At 61.7% G+C, this 25,008-nt stretch carries 23 protein-coding genes; 10 read left to right on the top strand and 13 right to left on the bottom strand.

What is annotated here, in order from left to right; genetic code table 11:
- From NTD80_RS22605 to NTD80_RS22590, 4 genes are all read left to right on the top strand, one after another.
- The coding region (locus NTD80_RS22605; protein WP_262135066.1) for an RHS repeat-associated core domain-containing protein at positions 1 to 2,339 on the top strand (2,339 nt) is incomplete at its 5' end.
- Positions 2,336 to 2,896 carry a hypothetical protein gene (locus NTD80_RS22600; protein ID WP_262135065.1) on the top strand — a complete coding sequence of 187 codons (561 nt, stop codon included), beginning with the start codon at positions 2,336 to 2,338 and terminating at the stop codon, positions 2,894 to 2,896. The genes NTD80_RS22605 and NTD80_RS22600, both read left to right, overlap by 4 nt.
- Before the next feature lie 316 nt (positions 2,897 to 3,212).
- Complete coding sequence (locus NTD80_RS22595; protein ID WP_262135064.1) at positions 3,213 to 5,795, top strand: AAA family ATPase; 2,583 nt, start codon at positions 3,213 to 3,215, stop codon at positions 5,793 to 5,795.
- 141 nt (positions 5,796 to 5,936) lie between these two features.
- Positions 5,937 to 6,632: a hypothetical protein gene (locus NTD80_RS22590; RefSeq protein WP_262135063.1), complete on the top strand. Its 696-nt coding sequence runs from the start codon at positions 5,937 to 5,939 to the stop codon at positions 6,630 to 6,632.
- Between the two features lie 253 nt (positions 6,633 to 6,885).
- Here NTD80_RS22590 and NTD80_RS22585 read toward each other — a convergent pair whose 3' ends face one another.
- From NTD80_RS22585 to NTD80_RS22575, 3 genes are read right to left on the bottom strand one after another with little or no spacing between them, the layout of a single operon-like run.
- Positions 6,886 to 7,812 (bottom strand): FecR family protein, encoded by a 927-nt coding sequence (locus tag NTD80_RS22585; protein ID WP_262135062.1) that lies wholly within the window; start codon positions 7,810 to 7,812, stop codon positions 6,886 to 6,888.
- A gap of 37 nt (positions 7,813 to 7,849) precedes the next feature.
- Positions 7,850 to 8,395 (bottom strand): RNA polymerase sigma factor, encoded by a 546-nt coding sequence (locus NTD80_RS22580; RefSeq protein WP_262135061.1) that lies wholly within the window; start codon positions 8,393 to 8,395, stop codon positions 7,850 to 7,852.
- Complete coding sequence (locus NTD80_RS22575; protein ID WP_065905909.1) at positions 8,392 to 9,036, bottom strand: secretin and TonB N-terminal domain-containing protein; 645 nt, start codon at positions 9,034 to 9,036, stop codon at positions 8,392 to 8,394. The genes NTD80_RS22580 and NTD80_RS22575 overlap by 4 nt, the downstream gene beginning before the upstream one ends.
- 216 nt (positions 9,037 to 9,252) lie before the next feature.
- On the opposite strand from NTD80_RS22575, the gene NTD80_RS22570 reads away from it, so the two are divergent.
- On the top strand, positions 9,253 to 9,564 hold the full coding sequence (locus NTD80_RS22570) for a hypothetical protein (protein WP_262135060.1): 312 nt from the start codon (positions 9,253 to 9,255) through the stop codon (positions 9,562 to 9,564).
- A gap of 4 nt (positions 9,565 to 9,568) precedes the next feature.
- Here the strand turns inward: NTD80_RS22570 and NTD80_RS22565 are convergent, their stop codons facing one another.
- Positions 9,569 to 10,069, bottom strand: coding sequence for a hypothetical protein (locus tag NTD80_RS22565; protein WP_213552536.1), 501 nt, complete (start codon positions 10,067 to 10,069; stop codon positions 9,569 to 9,571).
- A gap of 177 nt (positions 10,070 to 10,246) precedes the next feature.
- Here NTD80_RS22565 and NTD80_RS22560 point away from each other — a divergent pair, with 177 nt between their 5' ends.
- The gene (locus NTD80_RS22560) at positions 10,247 to 11,851 is read left to right on the top strand and encodes an SMEK domain-containing protein (RefSeq protein ID WP_262135059.1); all 1,605 of its coding nucleotides are present in this window, start codon (positions 10,247 to 10,249) and stop codon (positions 11,849 to 11,851) included.
- Positions 11,852 to 11,921: 70 nt separating this feature from the next.
- Here NTD80_RS22560 and NTD80_RS22555 read toward each other — a convergent pair whose 3' ends face one another.
- From NTD80_RS22555 to NTD80_RS22520, 8 genes are all read right to left on the bottom strand, one after another.
- The gene (locus tag NTD80_RS22555; RefSeq protein ID WP_262135058.1) at positions 11,922 to 13,166 is read right to left on the bottom strand and encodes an OprD family porin; all 1,245 of its coding nucleotides are present in this window, start codon (positions 13,164 to 13,166) and stop codon (positions 11,922 to 11,924) included.
- Positions 13,167 to 13,254: 88 nt separating this feature from the next.
- Positions 13,255 to 14,640, bottom strand: a complete 1,386-nt coding sequence (locus tag NTD80_RS22550; protein WP_262135057.1) for a tripartite tricarboxylate transporter permease — start codon at positions 14,638 to 14,640, stop codon at positions 13,255 to 13,257.
- On the bottom strand, positions 14,640 to 15,122 hold the full coding sequence (locus NTD80_RS22545; RefSeq protein WP_201144042.1) for a hypothetical protein: 483 nt from the start codon (positions 15,120 to 15,122) through the stop codon (positions 14,640 to 14,642). Before NTD80_RS22545 ends, NTD80_RS22550 begins: the two co-directional genes overlap by 1 nt.
- Positions 15,123 to 15,173: 51 nt before the next feature.
- Complete coding sequence (locus NTD80_RS22540; RefSeq protein WP_065905899.1) at positions 15,174 to 15,569, bottom strand: hypothetical protein; 396 nt, start codon at positions 15,567 to 15,569, stop codon at positions 15,174 to 15,176.
- A gap of 2 nt (positions 15,570 to 15,571) precedes the next feature.
- A complete protein-coding gene (locus tag NTD80_RS22535) occupies positions 15,572 to 16,027 on the bottom strand; it encodes a MaoC family dehydratase N-terminal domain-containing protein (RefSeq protein ID WP_106804375.1) in 456 nt (151 codons plus the stop codon).
- Positions 16,024 to 17,250, bottom strand: a complete 1,227-nt coding sequence (locus tag NTD80_RS22530) for a CaiB/BaiF CoA transferase family protein (protein WP_262135056.1) — start codon at positions 17,248 to 17,250, stop codon at positions 16,024 to 16,026. Before NTD80_RS22530 ends, NTD80_RS22535 begins: the two co-directional genes overlap by 4 nt.
- A gap of 17 nt (positions 17,251 to 17,267) precedes the next feature.
- Positions 17,268 to 18,164 carry a hydroxymethylglutaryl-CoA lyase gene (locus NTD80_RS22525; protein WP_262135055.1) on the bottom strand — a complete coding sequence of 299 codons (897 nt, stop codon included), beginning with the start codon at positions 18,162 to 18,164 and terminating at the stop codon, positions 17,268 to 17,270.
- 2 nt (positions 18,165 to 18,166) lie between these two features.
- Positions 18,167 to 19,453, bottom strand: coding sequence for a hydroxymethylglutaryl-CoA reductase, degradative (locus NTD80_RS22520; protein WP_065905891.1), 1,287 nt, complete (start codon positions 19,451 to 19,453; stop codon positions 18,167 to 18,169).
- 134 nt (positions 19,454 to 19,587) lie between these two features.
- Here NTD80_RS22520 and NTD80_RS22515 point away from each other — a divergent pair, with 134 nt between their 5' ends.
- Both NTD80_RS22515 and mntP read left to right on the top strand, forming a co-directional pair.
- Positions 19,588 to 20,964, top strand: coding sequence for a PLP-dependent aminotransferase family protein (locus NTD80_RS22515; protein WP_262135054.1), 1,377 nt, complete (start codon positions 19,588 to 19,590; stop codon positions 20,962 to 20,964).
- A gap of 223 nt (positions 20,965 to 21,187) precedes the next feature.
- The gene (gene mntP, locus NTD80_RS22510; RefSeq protein ID WP_120448210.1) at positions 21,188 to 21,751 is read left to right on the top strand and encodes a manganese efflux pump MntP; all 564 of its coding nucleotides are present in this window, start codon (positions 21,188 to 21,190) and stop codon (positions 21,749 to 21,751) included.
- 47 nt (positions 21,752 to 21,798) lie between these two features.
- Here mntP and NTD80_RS22505 read toward each other — a convergent pair whose 3' ends face one another.
- Entirely contained in the window at positions 21,799 to 22,866 is a 1,068-nt protein-coding gene (locus tag NTD80_RS22505; protein ID WP_065905886.1) for an NAD(P)-dependent alcohol dehydrogenase, read from the bottom strand.
- 149 nt (positions 22,867 to 23,015) lie between these two features.
- Between NTD80_RS22505 and NTD80_RS22500 the strand changes: the two genes are divergently transcribed.
- Both NTD80_RS22500 and NTD80_RS22495 read left to right on the top strand, forming a co-directional pair.
- Positions 23,016 to 23,834 (top strand): alpha/beta fold hydrolase, encoded by an 819-nt coding sequence (locus tag NTD80_RS22500; RefSeq protein WP_262135053.1) that lies wholly within the window; start codon positions 23,016 to 23,018, stop codon positions 23,832 to 23,834.
- A 145-nt stretch (positions 23,835 to 23,979) separates the two neighbouring features.
- On the top strand, positions 23,980 to 24,978 hold the full coding sequence (locus NTD80_RS22495) for an NAD(P)H-quinone oxidoreductase (protein ID WP_262135052.1): 999 nt from the start codon (positions 23,980 to 23,982) through the stop codon (positions 24,976 to 24,978).
- Positions 24,979 to 25,008: the final 30 nt, after the last annotated feature.

The raw sequence follows: 25,008 nt of genomic DNA, 5'->3' as shown, positions 1-25,008 counted from the left end.
GTCACTATCGCTATGACGAGCGTGGTTATCTGAGCGCCAGCACTAATGCACGTGGTGAGACCACCCTGTATCGGTATGACGCCCACGGCTATTTGATCGAAAGCGAACGCCCCGACGGCCGCATCGACCGCTACGACATCAACGCCGCCGGCCAACTGACCACCTACACCGACCCGGCCCAGCGCGTCACCCGTCTGCGCTACGACCCCAGTGGCCGACTGATCCAGCGGGTTGACGCCCTCGGCCACAGCGTCGAGTTTGGCTACGACGCCTATGGTCGCTTACAGCACCTGAGCAATGAAAACCACGAACGCTACCGCTTCGAGTGGGATGCGCTGGACCGCCTGTTGGCCCAGCAGGACCTGGATGGCAGCGGACGTATTTACCAGTACAACCGGCTGGGCGATGTCACCGGCATCCACCACATCCCCGCGCCGAATGACGAGCCCGATCTGGACGGCAAGGACAGCGCCGCACCGCACGCCCCGCTGCAACATCATTTCGAGCGCGACGCCGTCGGCCGCCTGATCCGTAAACGTACCGACGACGGCGTCACCGAGTATGCCTATGACACCGCCGACAACCTGCTGGCGATCAGTTTTACCGACAACCAAGGTGATCAGCAGCGGCTCGACTACAGCTACGACGCCCTCGGCCAACTGCTCAGCGAAACCAATAGTGCCGGAGAAGTGAAATACGCTTACGACGAATTAGGCAACCTTGAAACCCTGACCCTGCCCGACCAGCGCCAACTCAACCACCTGTACTACGGCAGCGGTCACCTGCATCAGATCAACCTGGGCGGCCGGGTGATCAGCGATTTCGAGCGCGACTCACTACACGAGGAAGTGCTGCGGACCCAGGGCACCCTGCACACCCGCACGCGTTACGACCGCAATGGCCGCTTCAGCCAAAAGGCACTGCACTATCAGCAGGTCGCCCGCGAGGTGCTACCGCTGCTGCAGAAGGACTATCAGTACGATGCCAGCGACAACCTGGTGGCTGAAATACTGACCCAGACCCAACGCACGAGCGGCAACCGCCCGACCACAGTGGCCAATGAAGACAGCTTGATTGGTCGATTTCACAATCAGACAACAACCGGCAAGTCCTACCAAGGCAGCGCCCGCTATGGCTACAACCCCGTCGAGCAGATCCAGAGCGTACATCGGGGCCCGTCTATCGAAAGCCTCAACTACGACGCGGCCGGCAACCTGTTCGACGGCTACCGGGTCAATGGCCTGATCAAGCACAACCGGGTGCATGTGTATCAGGACAAGCGTTATCGCTATGACCGCTTTGGGCGGCTGAGCGAAAAGCGCATTGGCAGCAACCGCATCCAGCGTTTCGAGTATGACGCTGAGCACAGGCTGATCTGTATCCGCCAGCAGCAGGGATCAATGGCCCAACGCATCGTGTTCGGCTACGACCCGCTGGGCCGGCGCATCAGCAAGCAGGTGTATCACGACGGCGTCAGCGAGCCGAGCAACCGCACGCTGTTTCATTGGCAAGGTTTGCGACTGCTGGAAGAAGTGCATGACGGGAGGCCCAGCCTGTACGTGTATGCCGATCCGGGCAGCTACGAACCCTTGGCCCGCATCGATGGTAAGCCAGGCAGCGAGGCGATCTTCTACTTCCATACCAATCTGGCTGGGCTGCCAGAACAACTCACCGACACTGACGGCAACACGGTGTGGCACAGCGAATACCAAGCCTGGGGCAGGACGCGGGACGAGTGGCATGATCGGCAGGTTGGAAATGAACAGAACCTGCGCTTTCAGGGGCAGTACCTTGACCGCGAAACCGGGCTGCACTACAACACCTTCAGGTTTTTTGATCCGGATGTGGGGCGGTTTACTCAGCCGGATCCGATTGGGTTGGCGGGCGGACTGAACCTTTATGAGTACGCGCCGAATCCGATTGGGTGGGTTGATCCACTCGGCTGGATGTCCTTTTGGAAACCCTTAAAGCACGACGGAATGGGTCATCATCCGTTTCCGAGAGCACATGCCAACTCGCATGGTTATCCAGAACTAGCCAGTAAACTAGACTCCCCTTCTTGGTATCCCAACAAAATTGAAGGATCCGACACACTACACAAAAAATTTCATGCAGAAATAAGTAAACAAGGCGTTCCTTTCAGCACAAAATTTGATGGGTCGTCCAAAGACTTAATTAACAAAATCTCCAAAGCATATGAAAACTTCCCTGAGAAAGGAGTGTTAAAAATACCAAGAACAGGTGAAATCCTGGCAAAAAACATTACAATCAGAGAGGCTTTCTTAAAAATTGTTGGCAAAGGGTCCAACCCAAAATCTGGCTCAGGATGCGACTTATGAAAACCGTGGCAAACATCTCACTGTATGAACCAGGAATAGTTCTATTTGATCCAAGCCAGCTTGCTGATTACTTAAATCAATTCCAACTAGACATCAAAGATGTTTTCGATTTCTTCATTAATAATGAAGAAATCGGAAAAAAAGCAGTTGCTACGGGCGTCATATTTCCAATCTATGAAATTCCCGAAAGAGAATATTCAATTTTCACAAACAACCCAACTCATACCTTAACCCAAGGTGCTACCAAAGTATGCCACCATTCCAACCTGCCGATAGAAATAACCTCCGGTATATTAATTACGGCCGACCTCAACGCCCTTATCGACTGGGATGAGATATTTTTCACAAACTACATAGAAAACTACAAAAACAGACTTGACAATAACGACTACCTTCAAATAAAGCCTGGCCGCTACTCTATGGACATCTCAGGCTATACTAACTTACCAAAGCCACTTTCTAGCTACGGATACGAATTAAAACTTACCCCAAGGGATGAACTACCGACGTTCGGCAATCACAAAGACGTTTCGGACTTCAACTTTTCACTGGATTAGGATTTCATTTATTGAGTAACAGCCCCCCATTACCACAGCTTGCTGCAACATCACTCCGAACGCATCGCCATCGACCGCTTGATCCGCAAGCCGATGGCGAGTAGAGGCCACATGATGACTTGTCCCGTTCCCGATCATGAAGAGCAGCAGCACCTACTCTGTGAATGGTGGTCCTGGAGGGCATAAGTACCGCTTGCGGTGCGACGTTGATCGCCAGCGGCGCCAACGCATCGATTCCCCCTTGACAACCATGGCCCCGCCAATGGCACTCTGCCAGCCTGCTCACAATAACCATAATACAAACAAGGACGCGCGCATGGACATACATGGAGATATTCGAGTCTGGCTACTCAAACAACAGGATTGGCTCCAGGAAGCTGCAGACCGCCTACTTAAGAACGGCCTCCTCACACAGGACGATATTGGAGAGCTGGCGTCTCATGTGAAAACAGCAGGTGCACAGGCTGTTAGCAAGCACAGGCCTTTTGATGAACTGATGCACGACCCGCAAGATCTCAGCGTGGTTCGACTGGCGCGAATAGATGGGGTAACCGGCATCGAAAGCCTGGGCCTTCGCAAGCCCCTGGATTTTGGGAATGGTAACCTAACCGTCATTTATGGCCACAACGGCTCAGGAAAATCCAGCTACACCCGCATCTTGAAGAAGGTATCGGGCAAACCTCGGGCCCTTGATTTGAAGCCCAACGTATTTCAGGACCTTCCCGCCGAGAGCAAGTGCCAGATCAGCTACAACCACGATGCCCAGAGCCACTCTCCGGAATGGCTGGTGGGCTCCCCCCCGATAGATGCGCTACGGCAGATAGACATCTTTGATAGTGATGAAGCAGGCCACTACCTACGCGGCGAAAGCGCGGCATCCTATACGCCGCCGGTAGTTGGCTTATTTGAAAAGCTTGCTGTAGCGACTGACAAAATCAAAGAGTTGCTCCAGGCGGAACAAGCAAAGCTCACCAGTGCGTTACCTGCGATACCAGCCGTCTACCAACAGACCCACCTAGCACAGACCTATGCCGCACTTCATACCCTTCGCAAAGCCGGCGATCTCGACAAGTTACTGGAGTGGAGCGATCAGCACACACAAAACCTCGATGCCCTCGTAGAGCGACTCAAAGCAGACGACCCGGACACCTTGTCGAAGCAGAAGCGCAGAACGAAGACGCAGGTCGAACAGATCATTACCGGCTTATCGAAGGCCTCGAACGCCTACAGCATTATCAATCTGAATGCCGTCCGAAAGTTGCGAGAGACTGCGGACACCAAAAGAAAAATCGCCAATGAAGCAGCCCAGGTCAAGTCTGCCGTAATTGATGGTGTCGGTTCAGAGACCTGGCGCGCACTGTGGGAAGCTGCACGAAAGTACTCTGCAACCCCTTACCCTGCGTACCCCTTCCCAGTGACTGAAGATGCACGTTGCGTGCTATGCCACCAGGAACTCCAGCCAGACGCTCAACTTCGTCTGCTCGACTTTGAAAAGTTTGTTCAAGGACAATTGGAGCGGGATGCCAAACAGGCAGAGGCACAACACACGTCGGCACTGGATGAGCTTCCGGCCATTCCTACCGAGCAACAGGTACAAACCCAATGCGAAGCTGCTGGACTGACCGACGTAAAGTGGAAAGAGTATCTCCTTGCCTTTTGGAGCAAGGCGTCCGCCGCCCGAACCGCTCTCATCAATTTTGAATTGATTGAGGACGCGGCACCTGTCGATGACACGAAGGACAATATTCTCGTTCTTAGAACCTATCGAGACCAACTTGAAGCCTCTGCGATCCAGCTCGATGCAGACGCCCTCGAGTTTGACAGAGTCAAAGCCAATAGCGAAAAGCTGGAACTGGAAACAAAGAAATGGGTAGTACAGCAATCGGCCGCCGTTCGTGCAGAGGTCGATCGACTCGAGAAGGTCAAGGCCTATGAAGGCTGGAAGGCATTGGCAAACTCCCGAAGCATCTCGCTGAAGGCGACCGATGTGGCCGAGAAGGTTGTAACGGAAGCCTATGTGGGCCGCTTCAATCGAGAACTCCAAACTCTCGGCGCCTCAAGAATTCAGGTTGAGCTGATCAAAACCCGAACCAAAAGCGCAAAGGTTCTTCACCAACTGCGACTGAAAGGCGTCAAAAACCCACAAGGGACGCCAGAGACCGTACTCAGCGAAGGTGAGCGCCGTATCATCTCGCTGGCCGCTTTCCTCGCTGACGTTGCCGACAAGCCAGGGTCGTCACCGTTTATCTTCGACGACCCCATTTCCTCACTTGACCATGACTTTGAGTGGCATGTTGCCTGCCGGCTGGTCCAGTTGGCGAAACAACGCCAGGTGCTGATATTCACCCACCGCCTTTCGCTGTATGGCGCCATGGACGACGTATCCAAGAAAGAAGGCGAGGCTTGGCAGAAAGCCCACTACCGCCCTATGTGCATCGAATCCTATGCCGGAACATCGGGCCAACCCGCGGATCAGGAGGTATGGAATAACAACACCAAGACGGCAAACAACATTCTCTTGACTCGCCTGAATGACGCCCACAAGGCAGGCGAAGCTGGCGGTGCCGCAGCATACCGTGCCTTGGCACAGGGCATTTGCAGTGATTTCCGCAAACTCATTGAACGCTCTGTCGAGGAGGATCTTCTGAACAAGGTGGTTTTGAGGCACCGGCGTAGCGTGACGACGGAAGGACGCTTGGCGCAGTTGCATGGAATCCTACCAGATGAGTGCAAGCTGATTGATAACCTCATGACACGGTACAGCTGCTTCGAACACAGCCAGTCAGGTGAGGCCCCGGTCATCATCCCTGAAGCAGATGCGCTCAAAGTCGATATCGAGAGCCTAGTAAAGTGGCGCAAAGATCTGAGCGAGCGAAGGGCAAAGCTGGCTTTGGCTTAGTGCCTGACGTCAACTGCGAGAGGGCGCAAACAACGCTCGTCACCTGAGTTCGATGTTCCCGCCGCAGGCTCAGTCTGCGGTAGGACAATTGACTCCCATCTCCCGACTCTCTGTCGCCAGGTATTTCTTTTCAGTCCCTGCTTGATACTCAGGAACGGCTGGAAATCAATCGGCGATAGCGGCACTCCATCGGATGCCCTCGGCCAACTACTCAGCGAAACCAGTGATGCCGGTGACCTGCAATACGCTTACGACGCCTTGGGCAACCTGGAAACCCTGACCCTGCCCGATCAGCGTCAACTCAACCACCTGTACTACGGCAGCGGCCATCTGCATCAACTCAACCTCAATGGCCGAGTGATCTGCGACTTCGAGCGCGATCAACTGCACGACGAAGTCCTGCGCACCCAAGGCAGCCTGCTGACCCGCACCCGCTACGACCGCAGCGGCCGCCTCAGCCAGAAAGCCCTGTACTACCGCAACGCTGCCCGCGAAGAGTTGCCGCTGCTGGATAAACGCTACCAATACGACGCCAGCGACAACCTGATCATCGAGCGCCTGACCCAGACCCAGCGCCGGGGCGGCAGCGATCCACGCCAGTCGCTGCTGGATGACGGCCTGCTCGGGCGATTCCTCGGCCAGAGCCACGGCAAAAGCGTTGAGGGCAACGAGCACTACACCTACGACGCTACCGAACGCCTGCGCGACCACCGCCAAAGCAATCCGCACAACCCTGAGTTTCACCGCGAAACCTACAACTACGACGCCGCCGCCAACCTGCTGCCCACTGACCGCATGGGTGGCTACATCAAGCACAACCGCGGGCATGTTTTCTAGGACAAACGCTATCGCTATGACCTCTGCGGATGCACGCGATCAGCGTCTTCGTCCAACCTCCGCCTGACAGCAGGCGTCAGCCCAGCCGAACTGCTGCTGCAGCAAGGCGAGAACGGCGGCGTGTAAATCGATGCCTTCTGGCAAGACGCCATGGGCAATGAAATTCACCATGCGCTTGATGCAAACACACCGCCCTACCCGCCCAACGAAGTCTGCTACAGCAACCCGTTGGACCGGCGCTAGATGGCACAACCTAACTCAACAACACCACCCCACCCGGCAACTCCGTGCACTTGGCCCCATACGCATGCCGAATCAACAACGCCACCCCCGCCAACTGCTGCAGGCTGAACCGTGCCTGCACGCGGCGTTGGCCGAGTTGCTTGTTGAGCAGCACCAGCATGCCGGGGCGGTAGCGGTTGATCTCGTCCACCACCGTCGCCAGTGTGGCGTTGTTGAACACCAGCACCTGTTCACGCCAGGCCACCACCGCCTGGGTATCCACCACCACGGGTTCGCCCATGCCGGCGGCGCTGTAGGTGAGTTGCCGTCCACCTTCCAGGCGCACGCTGCGGCCGGCGACGTCCACCGAGAGCCAGCCTTCGACACAGGTCACGCAGACGGTCTGATCGGTGTTGCGCAGGTTGAAGCGTGCCTGTGCCGCACTCACTGCGCCTGTGCCGGCCAGGACCTGGAGCGGCTGCGCGGTATGGGCGAGCACTTCGACTTCGCCTTCGAGCAGTTCGATGCCCTGCCCCACTCGGCTGATGCGGGTCTGAGTGTTGAGTTCCAGGCTGATGCCGTCGCTCAACAGCACTTGTCGCTGCTCGCCGACCTCGGTGCGGTAGTCCGCCGTCAGGCCAGCGAAGCCGCCGGGGGAGCCGACATGCACCATGACCACGGCTGCCGATGCGGCTATCGCGCCGCCGAGGAAAGCGCGCCGGCCGAAATGACGCGGCTGCGCCACTTGCGCGGCGGCCGGGGCCAGTTGCTGCCACACCACCTTGGCCTGCTCGAATGCCTGGGCGTGCTCGGGGCTTTGCGCGCACCACGCCTTGAGCGCCTTGGCGTCGGCCACGGTGGCGCGGCCCGAGGTCAGCAGGACCAGCCAGTCGCGGGCTTCATCGTGCAGGGGGCTGGCGGCGGTTTCCCGGGCGGTGGAGAGGCTAAAAATATTCAAGCGCGCACATACTCACGGATTTATCAGGGACTCGACACTAAGACGGTTTTCCGGCCCCGGGACCGAACCGCTGGATCACTTTTCTTTCGAGGCGCTTGGCGCAGTGGCCGAGGGCGGCCTTGATTTCCTTCTCGACCATGCGCGTGGAAATGCCGAAACGCTGGGAGATTTCCAGGTGCGGCGCCTCTTCCAGGCGCGCGGCGATGAGGATCTTGCGACGACGCGCCGGCAGCTCGTAGAGCGCCTTGACCAGAGACTGGATTTCTTTCTGGCCGCCGACCACGCGCGAGGGGTCCTGGGCTTCATCGGCGCTTTGCAGCAGCTCTTCCACTTCACTGCCGGTGAGCAGGCGCGCATCGGCCTGGCGGCGGTCGGCGGCGATGTTCAAGGCCATGCGGTAGAGGTAGGCGTTGGGTTGTTGCAGGTTCGGCGGCACGTCCATGCGGTCGACCCGCAGATAGGTTTCGTGCAGGACGTCATTGGCCAGGTCCTCCGACCCCAGGCGCTTGCGCAAACGCACCTTGAAGTCTTCGTAGGAGGCCAGGAACAAGCTGACCATCGTGCTCTGCCCGGTATTTTTCATCCGCCCGAGGCTCCTTTGACTGCTGTGCATTCCATGCGCATTCCTGTTGTGTCGGGCATCAAAAGTAAAGTCACCGGCTGGCGCAGCGAGCTTGGCGCCGGGCGTTCCACCCGCGCCGTGCCCAGACTGCGGACCAGTGCTTCATCGCGTTGTTCATCGCCGGTGGAGCTGACCAGCCGGCTGTGTTCGATGACCCCGTCAGGATTGACCCAGACCTGCACCAGCGCGCGAAAACTGCCGGGGCGGGTCACCGGCGACCGGCACAGGCTGGCTTCGATGGCCTGCTGCACGGCGGTGGCATAACTGCTGTTGATCCGCGCCGCCTGACGGGCCGCCGCGCCACGCGCTGCCGGCGGCTGGCTGACCTGCGGCACCTGCAAGGTAAACGCATCGCTGCGTGCGTAACGCGCCATCAGCCCGCTCCCTGTCAGCAACATCGCCAGCGCCTCAGGCGCTGTGAAGCGCCCGCGCACGCCAATGGAACGCCGGCCCCGGGTCAACTCGCGGTCGACCAGCACCGCCATGCCCGTGGCGCGGCTGTAGGCTTGCAGGGCGTGCTCGAGGTCTTGTGCCGGCAGGTTCAGCGCCAGCGGCGGTGTCTCGGCCCGCGCCGCGCCGCCTCCCGCCAGCAGCAACAGCAAGACCAGGACGCATCCGGCGCGCCTCCAGGCTCCCTGTTCACCCCCTGCTCTGCATCGCTGCACGGCCGACGCGCCCTAGAAAACCGTCATCCTGAGGCCAGTTTATGAACCTGATGTTACGGTGATAGCAAAAAAAACATCACGGTGACGAGAGGCCCGCTGCACTAGACTTGCCAGGCACAACGGCCCACATCCCGGGCCCGCCAGGAGGCACTGATGAAGCATTTACCGACCCTCGCCAGCCTGTTGCTGTGCGCCGCCCTGCCCTTGCTCGCCCAGGCCGACAATGCCCCAGGTGGCTGCGCCGAAGTCGCGGTGGATGGCTACAAGGCGCCGGACTACGGGTGCCTGAACCAGCAGATGGGCAGCGAGACGAATGCAACCAAGGCCGCGCAGAAAAATCGCGAGGCGCAGAACATCCCGGTAGAGCGGCGCCAGCCGAACAAGGTCGGCCTGGCCACTCCGGCGGCGACCAGCGTGCGCATGGGCAACACCTTCGGTACGTCGGTGAAGCCGCAGCGACCGTGAGGGATCACCTTCGATAGAACACGCCGCAGGAAACTTCCTTGTACAGGTGGTCGGTCCACCCTGAGTTGTGCACGTAGATCTGCTGGTGCGAGCGAAACTTCTCGATCCCGCGAATATTCACCATGTCCTCGTGCCAATTCGCATAGATCAGCATGCCTTCGATATCTTCGATGGTTTGCGGGTCATCCTGGCCCACTAGAAACGTCGGCACACCCAGGCACAGGCTGAACGTGACGCCTGGATGGTTGGCGCGCAGCCTGGCCAGGCGCTGCACGTGGTCGGCCTGCCGATGACGCACGGCGGCGGTTTGCTTGTAGGTCATCCCGATGTAGTAAGGCCACCATTCTCGGTCGACCCTCGCGACGATGGCATAGAAATAGGCGTAGTCATTTTCCGGGATGCCGTTGGAAAACAGCAGGTCGTGGGGCGCGGGGGGTGTCCAGGCAATGTCGACATTGACGTCGAAATAATCCGGCCAGGAAGCTGTAAACGTTTCGCCAATCATCTGATCTCCTATCGGGCCGTCCTCTCTGGGCACCGGCCAATACCGTCCATTTCTTTCCTGGCCCCCCCGCGCAGTGCCCGTGGCCGCCAGACGAAGGCGGGACAATACCCGAGATCATGGCCCTGAGCCACCACTGCTGGCACACTCCACGTTCCACTTGCAGCAGCACGGCCCGCCATGAACGACACACTTGATTCTCGCAATGCACAACTTGATCAACTGGCCCTGATGCTTGTGGTGTTCAAGCACTACGTCGAGATGAAAAAAAATGCCCAGCTTCTGGACACCGCCCGGCTCGCCGAATCGGTGATCGCTGAGCTGATGTCGCACTTGTGCGGCATGGGCGACTTCATCGACCTGAACAAGGACTACCCCAACCACCCTGGCATAGACCTGTTGTCCGACGATGGCACTGTGGGGGTGCAAGTCACCGTGACGCGCACTCCGCGCAAAGTCAAAGACACCCTCGACCACGTCCCGTCCCTGCCCGCCACGCTTCAAAAGCTCTACCTCGTGATGGTCTGTGGCCGGCAGAAAAACTACCGGGCGGCTTCGATCGCTCAACACGCTCATGCTGCCGGCATCTGCTTCGACCCCAAGACCGATATTCTCGATCTGGAGGGGTTGTTTGAAATGGCCAGGCACAACAGTCAGGCGCACATAGACAAAGCCATACAGCGACTCGAAAAAGAAATGGGCCACCGCGCGCTGAGCCTGCTGGGCAGTTTCAACAAAAATGCCGACCGCGTCCTGCAGGTGCTCCTGGCTCACGGGGTGCGAGGACCGGCGTTCAATGAGCTGCTCGACATTGACCCCTGGGTCGCGCCGCCCCGCCTGACCACTCCCGAGGCCCTGCAACCCTGGCTGACACCGGCCAATTGCGCGACCATCGCCGAGCAATTCAATGTGCCGCCGAGCTGGCTGGACGGCGCCGACGAGCGCACGGGCGATTATTACGACAGCTCACCCTGGCGCACCTCGGGCGATGTCATGGGGCTGCTGGCAATGATCGCCGAACGCTACCGCAGCGCGCACTTCCATATCGTGATTGCCGACGACATCGACACCCCCTTCGACTGCTTCCACGACACGTCGCCGGGGGCACGGGACGTGCCCTTGCTGGTGTTCTACAAAGCGCACGGACCCTACGGCGATGTCTATGCGCATTTAGGGGTACAGCCTTGGAATGTGCTGCATCACCGTCAGGCCGCGTTCTTTCTGGCCACCGCCATTCGCGACTTTGCGCGCCAGGGCTTGGGCCATTTCAGCGTCGAGTGGGAGCAGTGGCCGCGCAACGACATCCTCGCCAGTTGCACCGGTACGCTATTGGCCGAACTGGTGCCGAACCGACGCGGGCGACCGCTGGACGAGCGCGACTGGATCCGTTTCGATGGCCGCTGGCAGTTCCCCGGCCGACCGGACCTGACCACAGCGTTCAACGATGAGTATCTGCCCACCGTGCTCCATGGATTCCAGCGCCTGCAACAGCGCCAGCACCGATTTCGCGTGCTGCAGGAATATGTCGATACCCAAATCGCCTGGAGCGCCCTCGCGGCCCCTACCCCCGGCGCCAAGCGTGTCGACGGCTATGCGGCGTGTGACATCGCACAGATCTGCCACGTGCCCTTGCGCTGCGCCGACGCCCTGGGCAACGAGCATGAACTGTCGGTAGACCAGGCGCGCGAACTGATCGATGAGCAACTGGAGATGGCCGCTGCGGACCCGAAAAAGCGCTTCGTCTTCCTCGATATCCGCGTCGATCCGGCGCGCGCAGACAGTTAGCACCGGGCTCGGATTGTCTGGGGGCGGATATCGGCAGGCACGCCGGGCGGCGTGCCTGCCGATCAGTGGCTTAGAGCAACGACAACGGGTAGCTGATGATCAACCGGTTCTCATCGAACTCATTGGTGCTGAAGTCCCGGCGCAGGGTCGAATTGCGCCAGCGCACGTTGAGGTTGCGAGCCGGCCCGCTCTGCACCACATAGGCCAGTTCGGACTCGCGCCCCCACTCCTTGCCATCGGTGATCGCGCCGACATGCGCGTTGTCGCCACGGATATAGCGGGTCATCAAGGTCAGGCCCGGCAGGCCCTGGGCGGCGAAATCATAGTCGTAGCGTACCTGCCACGAGCGCTCCTTGGCCGCGTCGTAGCTGGAGTTGTAGCTGTCGTTGGCCAGGCTGGTGCCGGCCGTGCCGTTGACGCGCATCCAGCCGTTGTCGCCGGACATGCGCTGGGCACCCAGGTAAAAGGTGTGTGCGCCAGTGCGCGCCGAGAGTATCGCCGACATCGCGCGGTTGTCCAGGTTGCCGGCCAGGGCCTTGGCGTTTTCTTCACCGGAGAAATAGCCGAGGTTGGCGCCCAGTACCCAGCTGCCCACCGGTTGGCTGTGGGTCAGGTTGAAGTAGCGCTGCTGGTAGATATCCGCCAGTTCCGAGTACCACACGCCGAGCTGGGTTTTCTTGTCGTTGAACTGGTATTCGGCACCGCCGAAGTTGAAGCGGTCGGAGGTGGCATCGGGGCGCCCGGCCATGAACATGTCGTCCATGCTCGCGTCGTTGCGCGGGCTGTTGGCGCGAAACTGGCCGCCGTACAGGCTCAGGCCGCTGATCTCCCTGGACGTCAACTGCGCGCCACGGAAAGTCTGGGTCAGCGAACGGCCGTCGTCGGACCGCAGCACCGGCAAGGCCGGCGCCCACTCACCGGCCTTGAGTTCGGTGTTCGACAGCTTGGCCTTGAGCGCCACCCCGAGCCGTCCGAAATCATCCGCCGGACGCCCGTCATCGTGCACCGGCAACAGCTGGGTATTGGCCGTGCCCTTGCCGCCGTCGAGCTTCACCGAGTACAGGCCCAGCACGTCGACACCCAAGCCGACCACGCCGGCGGTGTAGCCCGAGCGCGCGTCGAGGATAAAGCTCTGGGTCCACTCCTCGGCCTTGGCCTGCGGGTAGGCGCCATTGACGAAGTTGCGGTTGAGGTAAAAATTGCGCAGGTTCAGCGAGGCCTTGCTGTCGTCGATAAAGCCGTCGGCATAGCTGCTGCCGGCCGTGAAGACCAGGCAGGTGAGCACCACAGGGTTGGCACGTAAAAGGATCTTCATTGTTATTATTCCTTTTCGGGAGGCGAACGCCTCCCGTCGCAGATAACGGGTATCTGTTGGCTTGAGAGATAAGGTGAGGTGGAGCGGTTTAGTTGCCGGTCAACGCAATGATCGCCGGCACCGTCAGCACGGCGGTGTAATAGCCCATGAACTGCACACCGATGTTGAAACCCAGGAAGCGTGCGAGGAAGCCGCCGAGCAGGCCCACGGTGACAATCACCATCAACCCCAGCAGCCCGCCTTCCCAGATACCGATCACCAGCACCAGGCCGATAAAGGTCGCGATCACCGCTTCATGGCTGATCTTGCGCACCACAAAGGCGGCGGCGCCGTGGGCAAAGTTCATCGTGAACGGGTACGCGACCAGGATCGCCACGATCACCGCGAGCATGCCGTAGCCGAGGAATTCCCAGGTGTTGAGCAGGTTGTGCAGGTTGTTGATCTCGCCGGTGGCGTTGTCGACGAAGAAGCGCGGCGGTGCGTTGAACAGCGGCGCGGCCGGGCCGGCGGCCACCGGGCTCAGCGGCAGCCCGAAGGCCATCAGCGGGATCAGGGTTTCGGCGATGTAGGTCGACTCGGTTACGCCGTTGCGCGCGGTGATCACCGTGGTCAGGCGGTCATAGGCCTGCTTGATCCGCGAGCCGATCACTTCGCCCATGATCACCGTCATCGCCACCGGGCTGAACACGAAGGTGGCGCTGGAAACGCTGGCAGCCATGGCCGTGACGCGCACCTGGCGCGGGTTGATGACCTTGAACGGGTTGGGAAAGTAGCCGCTCCAGCCCTTCACGTCCGGGGCCAGCGAAAACACCCGGTAGTTGTCCCGACGCATGCGCTGGCGCTCACTGGGTGCCAACAGCGAGAACAGCGAGGCAATCAACGGCGCCACGGCGATGCCGAGGAAGTAACTCACCGACAGCTTGACCCCGTATTGCCCGGTCAACGCCTGCAACGCGACGATCACCACCACAAACGGCACCAGCGCCAGCACGGCGGCCCAACGCCCGGCAGAGAAATAGGCAATGGTGAACGCCGCGCACAGGAACACCCACGGCGCGAACTGCTTGATCACCGCACCGAACGGCGCCAGCAGCACCGCGAACAGCACCGACAACGGCACCGCGATCAACGCCGCCACCGCGCCACCGGAGATCATCTTGCGCAGGGCAATATGCGGCACGCCGAGTTTGCGCAAGTAATTGGCATCCGCCAACAGGGCCGTGGCCGAGGTGTCGCCGGGAATCCCCAGCAGCGCGGTCGGCACGGCATGCGTCATGTGCTTGGCCACGGCGCCGGCCAGGAAGAACGTCAACACTCCAGCCGGCGGCGCGCCCAGCAGCACCACCAGCATGGTCAGCGGTGCGAGGGTGGTGGTCTCATCCGTGCCGGAGACCAGGCCGATGGCCGCGAACACCACCGCGCCGAGCAGCCCGAGGGCGAAGGCCATCATGATTTCATGCAACAAGACTTCCATCACCCGCGCCCTCCGCTGAGGCTGGGAGTCAGTGCCGGAGCCTGGGCGACCGGCACGTTTTCTTCGCGGGCCTGGGCTTCCCGGAACAGCTCATACAACTCCAGCTCGCGCAATTCGGCGATCACCTCGGCGGACAAGTCCTCGAGGCGCCCGAGGCTGCCGTATTCCTTGAGCAGGTCAGCCACCACTTGTTCGCGAAAGCTCTGGTCGGCGACGTTTTCCTGCACGTCGCGCTTGGGTGCAAACAGCCTGGCACTGATGGCGCCACCGGCCAGGCAGCCGAGAATGCCGATCAGCATGGCGTAGGCTCGCGCCATCTGCGCCGACTCCACCAGGTGGTGCAGCACTTGCTGCGCGGCGAAGTAGGCGCCCAGGCTGACCACCGCGCCAATGCCGATGGACATCGCCAGGTCACGGCCATCAATGGTGTCGCCCCAGACCTCGTAGAGGTTTTGCCTTTTCGGCGGTAAACGTTGCTGCATGGTGCCCTCCGGCCCTTTCGGGCTTGTTGTTTTTATAGGGGGGTGAAACGTTCAGGGTCGGCGCAGCGTGGCGCGCCCCACGGTGGTGGCCTGGCCCTGTTGATTGACGATCTGCAACGCCAGCGTGATGCGTTCGCCCTCCACGGCCTGGATTTCACCGTGGGCGGTCAACACGTCACCGACGTAGGCGGCGCGCCGATTGCTGTACTCGAAGGCCAGCAGTTCGTCGCTGTCCTCCATCCAGTCGTAGAGCAACTGCGTCAGCCAATCGCCCTGCAACGGGCCATCGACCAGCAGCGCCGGATGGCCTTCCTGATGCTGCGCGTACAGCAGGTCATAGTGAATGCGGTGGGCATTCCAGATCGCCGCGTTGTACAGGAACAGTTGCACGGTGCCCGGCGTGTATTGCCGTGACGGCAAGGCCTGGCCGATGTCGAGGGTGGGCATGATTATCTCGCTATCCGGGTCAGGTACTCGGTCACCAGCGGCTCGCCCGCCTCGTTCTCGAAACGGTTTTCGAACACCAGGAAAATCAGCGGCCCTTCGGCGCCCTGTTTTTCGTGGATGTCCACCAGGGTCTGGCGGCACACCAGCACATCCCCGGGGTAAATGCGCCGATGCACCTCATAGCGGCTGCCGCCGGCGAGGATGCGCTTGAGCGGCAGCTCGGGCAGCAACGGGCTGTCCGGGCAATGGCCGTCTTCGCGCAGGTGGTCGAGGGGCAGCACCGGCATCAGCACGCTGAACAAAAACATCAGCGGCGCTTCATCACCGGCGAGGAACCGCGCCTGGCGCTGCCCGGTGGCGACCGCGTATTTACGGATATCCTGGCGGTTGACTTGAAAACGCACCGGCGCCAATGCCTGGCCGATGCAGCCTGTGATTTCGGCGGTAAGCAGGCTCAAATCACACCTCGCCGGACCAGGTCCTCGTACTGCGCTGCGTCCAGGCCCAGCCAATCGCGGTAGACCTGCTGGTTATGCTGGCCGACACCCGGCGCGCTGGCACCCTTCTCCAAGGTGCCGCCGGAGAGCTTCACCGGGTTGCCGAACACCTCGAAATGCGCGCCCTGGCATTCGACGCTGACCACCATGTCACGCTCGCGCACATGCGGGTCGGCGACCACTTCATCCATGCTCTTGATCGGCGACAACGGGAAGCGATCGCCGGTCAGGGCTTCCAGCTCGGCCTTGGTGTGCGCCGCGCACCAGCCTTCGACGATGGGCTTGACCCGCCGCAGGTAAGTGGCCTGCTCGAAACGCTTGGCCATGGTGTCGATTTCCGGATCGCTGGCCAACGCCGCATCACCGAAGGCATGGCAGGCCTCGCGCCAGAACTTGTCGGTGTAGGCGCCGAAAAACACAAAGCCGTCCTTGCACGCATAGCGCCCGTAGGGTTTGACGAACGGATGGCCGTTGCCCGTCGGACCGACCACTGCGCCGGTCTCGGTGTAGGTGACCAGGGCGTTTTCGGTCAGCGAGATGATCGAGTCCTGCTGGGATACGTCCACCAGTTGCCCCTGGCCGCTGCGCTCGGCTTCACGCAAGGCACCGAGGGTGCCAATCGCGGCATACAGGGCAGCGGACAGATCCCCCAGCACGGTGCCGACGCGCATCGGCTCTTCCACGGTGCCATTCATCGACCACAGCCCGCCGGCGGCCTGGGCGCTGCTGTCGAACGCCGGGCGCGACGAGTTCGGCCCATGCTGGCCGAAGCCGCTGATGGCGGTGAACACCAGCGCCGGGTTGACCGCCTTGAGCACCTTGTAGCCCAGGCCCAGCTTGTCCATGGTGCCGGGGCGGAAGTTCTCGATGACGATATCGGCCTTGCGCACCATGTCGAGGAACGTCGCCTTGCCGTCGGCGTGCTTGAGGTCCAGGCACACCGCCTGTTTGTTGCGGTTGAACTGGGCGAAAAAACCGCTGACCGGCGCGTGGGTGCTGCGGCTCATGGGCGGGAATTCACGGGTCAGGTCGGGGTCGGTGGGGTGCTCGATCTTGATCACCGTGGCGCCCATGTCCGCCAGCAGCATGGCGCAGTACGGCCCCGCCACTACACGGGTGAGATCGAGGATAGTCACGCCCTTGAGCGGGCCGAAGCCGGCCAGGGTGTCGGTAAGAGGGTTCATGGGTTCTCCACTTATTGTTATTGGGGACGTGCACGCAGCGCCTTGGCCACCCGCGATTCGCCGGTGCGTTGCAGCCGGTTATCAATAAAGACGGCTACCTCCAGCAGTTTTGCAAGGTCGACGCCGGTGGCGATGCCCTGCCCCTCAAATAGATACACCAGTTCCTCGGTCGCGACGTTGCCGGTGGCCCCCGGAGAATAAGGGCAGCCGCCCAGCCCCGAGACCGAGCTGTCGAACACCCGCACCCCGGCCTGCCACGCCGCCTGCACATTGGCCACGGCCATGCCGTAGGTGTCATGGAAATGCCCGGCCAGGGCACTCAGCGGGACTGCGTCGGCACAGGCCTCGATCAACCGCGTAGTCGCGCCCGGCGTGCCGGTGCCGATAGTGTCGCCGAGGCTGACTTCGTAGCAGCCCATGGCGTACAGCGCCTGGGTCACCGCGACCACCTGCGGCACCGGTACTGCGCCGCTGAACGGGCAGCCGAGTACGCAGGATACGTAGCCACGCACCGCCACGCCGGCTTCCAGGGCCTTGGCCAGCACCGGTTCGAAGCGCTCCAGGCTCTGGGCAATCGAACAGTTGATGTTCTTCTGCGAAAACGCTTCGGACGCCGCCGCAAATACCGCCACCTCGCGGCAACCGGCGGCCAGGGCCATGTCCAGGCCTTGCAGGTTGGGCACCAGCGCGGTGTAGGTCACGCCATGGCGCTCGCCCAGGCCACGCAGCACGGCAGCGGAATCGGCCATCTGCGGCACCCAGCGCGGCGACACGAAGGCCCCCGCCTCAATGGTGCGCAAGCCAGCATCGGCGAGGCATTCCACCAGCGCGATGCGGGTCTCCACCGACAGGCTGCGCGCTTCATTCTGCAAGCCGTCGCGCGCGCCCACTTCCACCAGCCGAACGCTGTTCATGCTCACTGCCCGCGCTTGTCGAGCAACAGCGCCCGGGCACTGTCGGCACGCACGTCATGGGTGGCGACCATGCGCTCGACCAGCCACTGCACTTCGTCCCCACGAGCACCAGCGGACAGCGCCACATTGCGCGCGTGCAATGCCATGTGCCCGCGCTGAATGCCTTCGGTGGCCAGCGCGCGCAACGCGCCGAGGTTCTGCGCCAGGCCGACCGCCACGGCGATTTCACCGAGTTCCTGGGCGCTTTTCACCCCAAGGATGCGCAGGGACAACTGCGCCAGTGGGTGGGTCTTGGTGGCGCCGCCGACCAGGCCGAGCGGCATGGGCATTTCCAGGGTGCCGACCAGGTGGCCCTCGCGGTCTTTCTCCCACGTGGTCAGCGAACCATAGTGCCCGCTGCGGCAGGCGTACGCGTGCGCCCCCGCCTCTACCGCGCGCCAGTCATTGCCGGTGGCGACTACCAGCGGGTCGATGCCATTCATGATGCCCTTGTTATGGGTGGCGGCGCGGTACGGGTCGATGGCGGCGAAGGTGTAGGCGTCGATCACCCCTTCGATCACCTCTTCACCGCTGTACTCGGCGGTGGCCAGGTGCTGCGGGGCAATGCGCAACTGGGCACGGCACAAACGCAAATCGGCCAGGTTCGACAGGATGCGCAGGCGCACCTTGCCGCCGGTAAGACGCTCCATCAGCGGCGCCACGGCCTCGGCCATGGTGTTGACCGTGTTGGCGCCCATGGCGTCGCGCACGTCGACGATCAGGTGCGCCACCAGCATCGGCCCGCGCGGGCTGTCGGCGAAGGTGTGCACCTCGATATCGCGGCAGCCGCCGCCCAGGGTGTTGAGCAACTGATCCTTGCTGTTGGCCAGGGCGATGATTTCATCTTTGTTGCGCAGCAGGCTCAGCCGCGCATTGAACGGGTCGCTGATGCCGATGATCTGCACCTGCGCGCGCATCAGTGGCGCGCTGCTGGAAGTCTGGAAACCGCCGGCCGGGCGCGTCAGCTTGGCCATGAACGAAGCGGCAGCCACCACCGACGGCTCTTCCACCACCAGCGGGATCACCACGTCGCGACCGTTGATGCGGAAGTTGCTGGCCACGGCGTACGGCAATTCGAATTTGCCGATGACGTTTTCGATCATGCCGTCGGCGATTTCCAGGGGCAGCGCACCGGCGTCACGCAGCAGCGCCACATCGTCGTTGCTCAAGCCGAGCAAGGGTTGCAGGTGTTCAAGACGCTGGCGTGGGGACAGGCTGCGGAAGTTGGGCAAGCGGGAATCGATGGGCATTCAGGGGCTCCTCAAGGAGTCGTTTGTTATTGGATGCCGCCAAATTGCCCCATCTGTAGCCTTGAAAGAAGGTACAGTTTTGCCGGACAGTTCAGCCACTGTACCCATAACAAGAACCCACGAGGAATTGCAGCATGTCGCGCCCGACCCTCGCGCAACAGGTGGCCAGCGCCATCGCCCAGCAAATCACCGACGGCGCCCTCAAGGCCGGCGAGAAGCTGCCATCGCTGCGCGAATACATGCGCCTGCATGGGCATTCCAAGAACACCGTGATCACCGCCTACGAGCACCTGGCCGCCGACGGGCTGGTGGAGGCGCGCCATGGCCAGGGCTTTTTCGTGATCAAGCGCGTGGCCCACACCAGCGAAGACGAAGAGAGCCAACCCTACAACCGCGCCCTCGACACCATCTGGATGATGCGCCAGCAATTTGTGCGCGACCCGGGCCACTCGCACCTGGGCGAAGGCTTCCCGCCGGTGGAATGGCTGATGGACATGCGCCTGGACAAGTTCCACCGCCAGGTGGTGCGCGCCGGGGTGACCACGCTGTTTCGCTACGGCACACGCCTGGGCAACGCCGGGCTACGCGCACGCCTGGTGCAAAAGCTGGCGGACTACGCGCTGCCGGTGTCGCCGCGCCAACTGGTGACCACCTTGGGTGCCAACCATGCGATGGACTTGATCATCCGGCGCTACCTCAACCCCGGCGACCCGGTGCTGGTCGAAGATCCCGGCTACTACCCGCTGTTCGGCAAACTGCAGTTGCAGGGCGCGCGCATGTTCGGCGTGCCGCGCGAACCCGACGGGCCGAACCTGCAGGCGCTGGAGCAGTTGATCAAGACCCATCGCCCGCGCCTGTTTTTCCTGCAGTCGATCGGCCACAATCCCACCGGCTCGGACCTGTCCCCGGCCAAGGCGCACCAGTTGCTGCGCATCGCCGAGACCTACGACCTGCTGCTGGTGGAAAACGATGCGATGGCCGACTTCAAGCCCAGTTCGGCGATCAAGCTGTCGGCCCTCGACCAGCTCAACCGCACCTTGTACGTCGGCAGCTTTTCCAAATCGGTGTCGGCAGCCCTGCGCGTGGGCTTTATCGCTGGCAGCAAGCAGCGCGTCGAGGAACTGGCGGACATCAAGATGATCCTGCACAACAGCGGCGCCGAGTACAGCGAGCGCACCATTGACGTGATCCTCGGCGAAGGGCACTTCCTGCGCCACCTTTCGCGCCTGCAGGATCGCCTGCGCCACGCCACCGCCCGAGGCCTGGCGCTGCTCGACGAACTCGGCGCCGAGGTGTTCTGCCGGCCCGAGCAGAGCCTGTACCTGTGGGCCCGCTTCCCGACTGTCGAGGATGCCAACGCCCTCACCCGCCTGTGCCTGGCCCAGGGCGTGATGCTCGCGCCGGGGGCGATCTTTTCCACACAACCGAAGAACACAGTACCGTGGACGCGCCTGAACGTGGCTTACCTGGATGACCCGGTGTTCTGCCGGATCATCCGCGAACTGCAATAAGGCCTTTTGACAAATTTTTCATCTACGCTCGCCTAAGATCGCCCACCTCGTTGGGGAGTAACCTGCTTCTGATCCTGTCGGAAGCGTTCGTATCAACATATTCGGCAACCTGCCGTGGTGCGAACACCGTCTTTTCGGTTGGTGAGACCAGCGACACATCCATGCCCAAAGTCGGGCGTGTGGGTGTGTCGTTGTCTCATATAGCCCGACTGGAAGCCTGACCGTGAACCCCATTTCCCTGATCCTTCTCGCCCTTGCCATGTCCACGGACGCCTTCGCGGCGGCCATCGGCAAAGGCTCCAGCCTGCACAAGCCACGCCTGACCCAAGCCCTGCGCGCCGGCCTGATCTTCGGCGTGATCGAAGCCATTACCCCGATGATCGGCTGGGCCATCGGCCATGCTGCGACGCGTTGGGTGGAGAACTGGGACCACTGGATCGCCTTCACCCTGCTCGCGGTGCTGGGCCTGCACATGATCTACAACGGGCTCAAGGCCGATGATGACGAGGCCGAAAAACCGACCCAGCATTCGTTCATGATCCTGGCGGTCACGGCATTTGCGACCAGCATCGACGCGCTGGCGGTGGGCGTGGGCCTGGCGTTTGTCGACGTGAATATCCTGGTGGCGTCCGCCGCGATCGGCCTCGCGACCATGACCATGGTGACCATCGGCATGATGCTGGGCCGGGTGCTGGGCACCGTGGTGGGCAAACGTGCCGAGATCGTCGGCGGCGTGGTGCTGATGCTGGTGGGTGCGACAATCCTGTACGAACACCTCTCAGCCTAAATACAAAACTGCAGGAGCCGGCTTGCCGGCTCCTGCAGGGACGGGCCTCAGGCCGCGTGGCTTGCTTTCTTCAGGCTGTCCATATCGATCACGAATCGATACTTCACATCGCCCTTGAGCATCCGTTCATACGCCTCGTTGATCCCCTGGATATCGATCATCTCGATGTCCGAGACAATCCCGTGCTTGGCGCAGAAGTCGAGCATGTCCTGGGTCTCCTGAATCCCGCCGATCAACGAGCCAGCCAGGCTGCGGCGCTTGAAGATCAGGCCGAATACCGCCGGCGACGGGTGCGGACTGTCGGGCGCGCCGACCAGGGTCATGGTGCCGTCACGCTTGAGCAGGTTGAGAAACACATCCAGGTTATGCGGTGCAGCGACGGTGTTGAGGATGAAGTCCAGGCTGTTGGCGACCTTGGCCATTTCATCCGCGTTCTTCGACACCACCACCTGATCGGCCCCCAGGCGCAGGCCGTCTTCGCGCTTGTTGGGTGAGGTGGTGAACAGCGTGACGTGTGCGCCCATCGCATGGGCGATCTTCACCGCCATATGCCCCAGGCCACCCAGGCCGACCACGCCGACTTTCTTGCCGGGGCCGACCTTCCAGTGGTGCAGCGGCGAGTAGGTGGTGATGCCAGCGCACAGCAGCGGCGCCACCGCTGCCAGGTTCGAATCATCGTGGGAGATGCGCAGCACGAACTTCTCCTTGACCACGATGCTGTCCGAATAACCGCCAAAGGTGTTTTCACCGCCGAACACCGGGCCGTTGTAGGTGCCGGTAAACCCGTTCTCGCAGTATTGCTCCTCGCCCTCGGCGCAGGACGCACAGTGCTGGCAGCTGTCGACCATGCAGCCGACGCCGGCGAGGTCGCCGACCTTGAATTTTTTCACGTTGGCGCCCACCGCTGTCACACGGCCGACGATTTCGTGGCCGGGCACCGAGGGATACAGGGTGTTGTTCCACTCGTTGCGTGCGGTGTGCAGGTCGGAGTGGCAGACGCCGCAATACAGAATGTCGATCTGGACGTCCTCGGCCCCCGGCGCGCGGCGCTCGAAGGTGAAGGGCTTGAGGGCATCCTTGGCGTTCTGGGCGGCGTAGCTGTAAGTCTTGGCCATTTCGTTCACCTGTGTGATCTGACGGTAGAGGTCAGTGGACCAGCATAGACGCTGAACCGTTCAACCGAGCACACCGGTACAAGCCCTTCGTCCGGTTTCACGCAATAGTGCGCTAGAGTCTTTCAGCCCCCTCAACCAGGAGTTTTTGCATGAGCACATTTGTTGCAAAAGACGGTACCCAGATCTATTTCAAGGACTGGGGCAGCGGTAAACCGGTGTTGTTCAGCCACGGTTGGCCACTGGACGCCGACATGTGGGAATACCAGATGGAATACCTCAGCAGCCGCGGTTATCGCACCATCGCCTTTGACCGCCGCGGCTTTGGCCGCTCGGACCAACCCTGGACCGGCAACGACTACGACACCTTCGCCGACGACATCGCCCAGTTGATCGAACACCTGGACCTCAAGGAGGTGACCCTGGTGGGCTTCTCCATGGGCGGCGGCGATGTGGCCCGCTACATCGCCCGCCACGGCAGTGCACGGGTGGCCGGCCTGGTGCTGCTGGGCGCCGTCACCCCGCTGTTCGGCCAGAAGCCCGACTATCCGCAGGGTGTCCCGCTCGATGTGTTCGCAGGGTTCAAGACCGAGCTGCTGAAGGATCGCGCGCAGTTCATCAGCGATTTCAACGCACCGTTCTATGGTATCAACAAGGGCCAGGTCGTCTCCCAAGGCGTGCAGACCCAGACCCTGCAAATCGCCCTGCTGGCCTCGCTCAAGGCCACGGTGGATTGCGTCACCGCGTTCGCCGAAACCGACTTCCGCCCGGACATGGCCAAGATCGACGTACCCACCCTGGTGATCCATGGCGATGGCGACCAGATCGTGCCGTTCGAGACCACCGGCAAAGTGGCGGCGGAGTTGATCAAGGGCGCCGAACTGAAGGTGTACAAGGACGCGCCGCACGGGTTCGCGGTGACCCACGCCCAGCAGTTGAACGAAGACCTGTTGGCGTTCCTGAAACGCTGAGTTAATGTCTGACTTTATCGGCCGGGCTTGCCCGGCCTTTTTTTACGCGCCCGAATCCCGCGCGGTCGCCGGGCACGATCGTGCTGAACCGCCGCCCCCTCGCCACGGTCCCAACCCATACGTTCATCGCTGCAGGTAGGCTCAAATGACACTTCCCAAAGAAATGACCCTGATCGAAATCACCGCCCCCGGCGGCCCTGAAGTGCTGCAACCGCGCCGCGCCGATGTGCCGGTGGCAGGCGCCGGCGAGATCCTGATCCGCGTGCATGCCGCCGGCGTCAATCGCCCGGATGCGTTGCAACGCGCCGGCAAGTACCCGATGAAACCCGGCATGAGCCCGATCCCCGGCCTGGAAATCGCCGGTGAAGTGGTGGCGCTGGGTGACGGTGTCAGCGAATACGCCGTGGGCGACAAGGTCTGCGCCCTGACCAATGGCGGCGGCTATGCACAGTTTTGCAGCGTGCCGGCCAGCCAGGCGCTGCCGATCCCGCAAGGCATGGACTGGATTCAAGCCGCCGCCGTGCCGGAAACCTTCTTCACCGTGTGGGCCAACCTGTTCGGCCTGGGCGGCGCCCACAAAGGCCAGCGTGCGCTGATCCACGGTGGCACCAGCGGCATCGGCACCACCGCGCTGATGCTCTGCCGCGAGTTTGGCCTCCAGGCGTTTGCCACGGCCGGCAGTGCCGACAAGTGCGCCGCCATTGCCAAGCTGGGCGGCGAGCCGATCAATTACCGCGAGCAGGATTTTGCCCAGGTCATCGCCGAAAAAACCGCCGACAAGGGCGTCAACGTGGTGCTGGATATCATGGGCGGCTCGTACCTGAGCAATAACCTCAAGGCCTTGGCCATGGAGGGTCGCCTGGTGATGCTCGGCTTCCTCGGTGGCGGCAAGGGCAATGACGTCGACCTGCTGACCATCATGGCCAAGCGCGCGATCATCACCGGTTCGCTGCTGCGCTCGCGGACCAAGGACGAAAAGGCCGCGATTGCCGCGCAGCTGCGCGAGCACGTGTGGCCGGTACTGGCCGCCGGGCGCTGCCTGCCGATCATCGACAAAGTCTACGAATACACCGACGCGGCCCAGGCCCATGCGCGCATGGAAGGTGGGGACCACATCGGCAAGATCGTGTTGCGGGTGGAGTAATCAGCAGGCAACCCCTCCCGGATTGGCGGG

This window comes from Pseudomonas sp. 13B_2.1_Bac1 (assembly GCF_025466155.1).
GTDB classification, from domain to species: Bacteria; Pseudomonadota; Gammaproteobacteria; order Pseudomonadales; family Pseudomonadaceae; genus Aquipseudomonas; species Aquipseudomonas aylmerensis.
This window is presented reverse-complemented; position numbering and strand designations above follow the sequence as displayed.

What these genes read in the sequence shown, in the direction of transcription:
- NTD80_RS22600 (WP_262135065.1), top strand. Translation starts at nt 2,336, where the DNA reads ATGAAAACCGTGGCAAACATCTCACTGTATGAACCAGGAATAGTTCTA.
- NTD80_RS22595 (WP_262135064.1), top strand. Translation starts at nt 3,213, where the DNA reads ATGGACATACATGGAGATATTCGAGTCTGGCTACTCAAACAACAGGAT.
- NTD80_RS22580 (WP_262135061.1), bottom strand. Translation starts at nt 8,395, where the DNA reads ATGAAAAATACCGGGCAGAGCACGATGGTCAGCTTGTTCCTGGCCTCC.
- NTD80_RS22570 (WP_262135060.1), top strand. Translation starts at nt 9,253, where the DNA reads ATGAAGCATTTACCGACCCTCGCCAGCCTGTTGCTGTGCGCCGCCCTG.
- NTD80_RS22565 (WP_213552536.1), bottom strand. Translation starts at nt 10,069, where the DNA reads ATGATTGGCGAAACGTTTACAGCTTCCTGGCCGGATTATTTCGACGTC.
- NTD80_RS22560 (WP_262135059.1), top strand. Translation starts at nt 10,247, where the DNA reads ATGAACGACACACTTGATTCTCGCAATGCACAACTTGATCAACTGGCC.
- NTD80_RS22555 (WP_262135058.1), bottom strand. Translation starts at nt 13,166, where the DNA reads ATGAAGATCCTTTTACGTGCCAACCCTGTGGTGCTCACCTGCCTGGTC.
- NTD80_RS22550 (WP_262135057.1), bottom strand. Translation starts at nt 14,640, where the DNA reads ATGGAAGTCTTGTTGCATGAAATCATGATGGCCTTCGCCCTCGGGCTG.
- NTD80_RS22545 (WP_201144042.1), bottom strand. Translation starts at nt 15,122, where the DNA reads ATGCAGCAACGTTTACCGCCGAAAAGGCAAAACCTCTACGAGGTCTGG.
- NTD80_RS22540 (WP_065905899.1), bottom strand. Translation starts at nt 15,569, where the DNA reads ATGCCCACCCTCGACATCGGCCAGGCCTTGCCGTCACGGCAATACACG.
- NTD80_RS22530 (WP_262135056.1), bottom strand. Translation starts at nt 17,250, where the DNA reads ATGAACCCTCTTACCGACACCCTGGCCGGCTTCGGCCCGCTCAAGGGC.
- NTD80_RS22525 (WP_262135055.1), bottom strand. Translation starts at nt 18,164, where the DNA reads ATGAACAGCGTTCGGCTGGTGGAAGTGGGCGCGCGCGACGGCTTGCAG.
- NTD80_RS22520 (WP_065905891.1), bottom strand. Translation starts at nt 19,453, where the DNA reads ATGCCCATCGATTCCCGCTTGCCCAACTTCCGCAGCCTGTCCCCACGC.
- NTD80_RS22515 (WP_262135054.1), top strand. Translation starts at nt 19,588, where the DNA reads ATGTCGCGCCCGACCCTCGCGCAACAGGTGGCCAGCGCCATCGCCCAG.
- NTD80_RS22505 (WP_065905886.1), bottom strand. Translation starts at nt 22,866, where the DNA reads ATGGCCAAGACTTACAGCTACGCCGCCCAGAACGCCAAGGATGCCCTC.
- NTD80_RS22500 (WP_262135053.1), top strand. Translation starts at nt 23,016, where the DNA reads ATGAGCACATTTGTTGCAAAAGACGGTACCCAGATCTATTTCAAGGAC.
- NTD80_RS22495 (WP_262135052.1), top strand. Translation starts at nt 23,980, where the DNA reads ATGACACTTCCCAAAGAAATGACCCTGATCGAAATCACCGCCCCCGGC.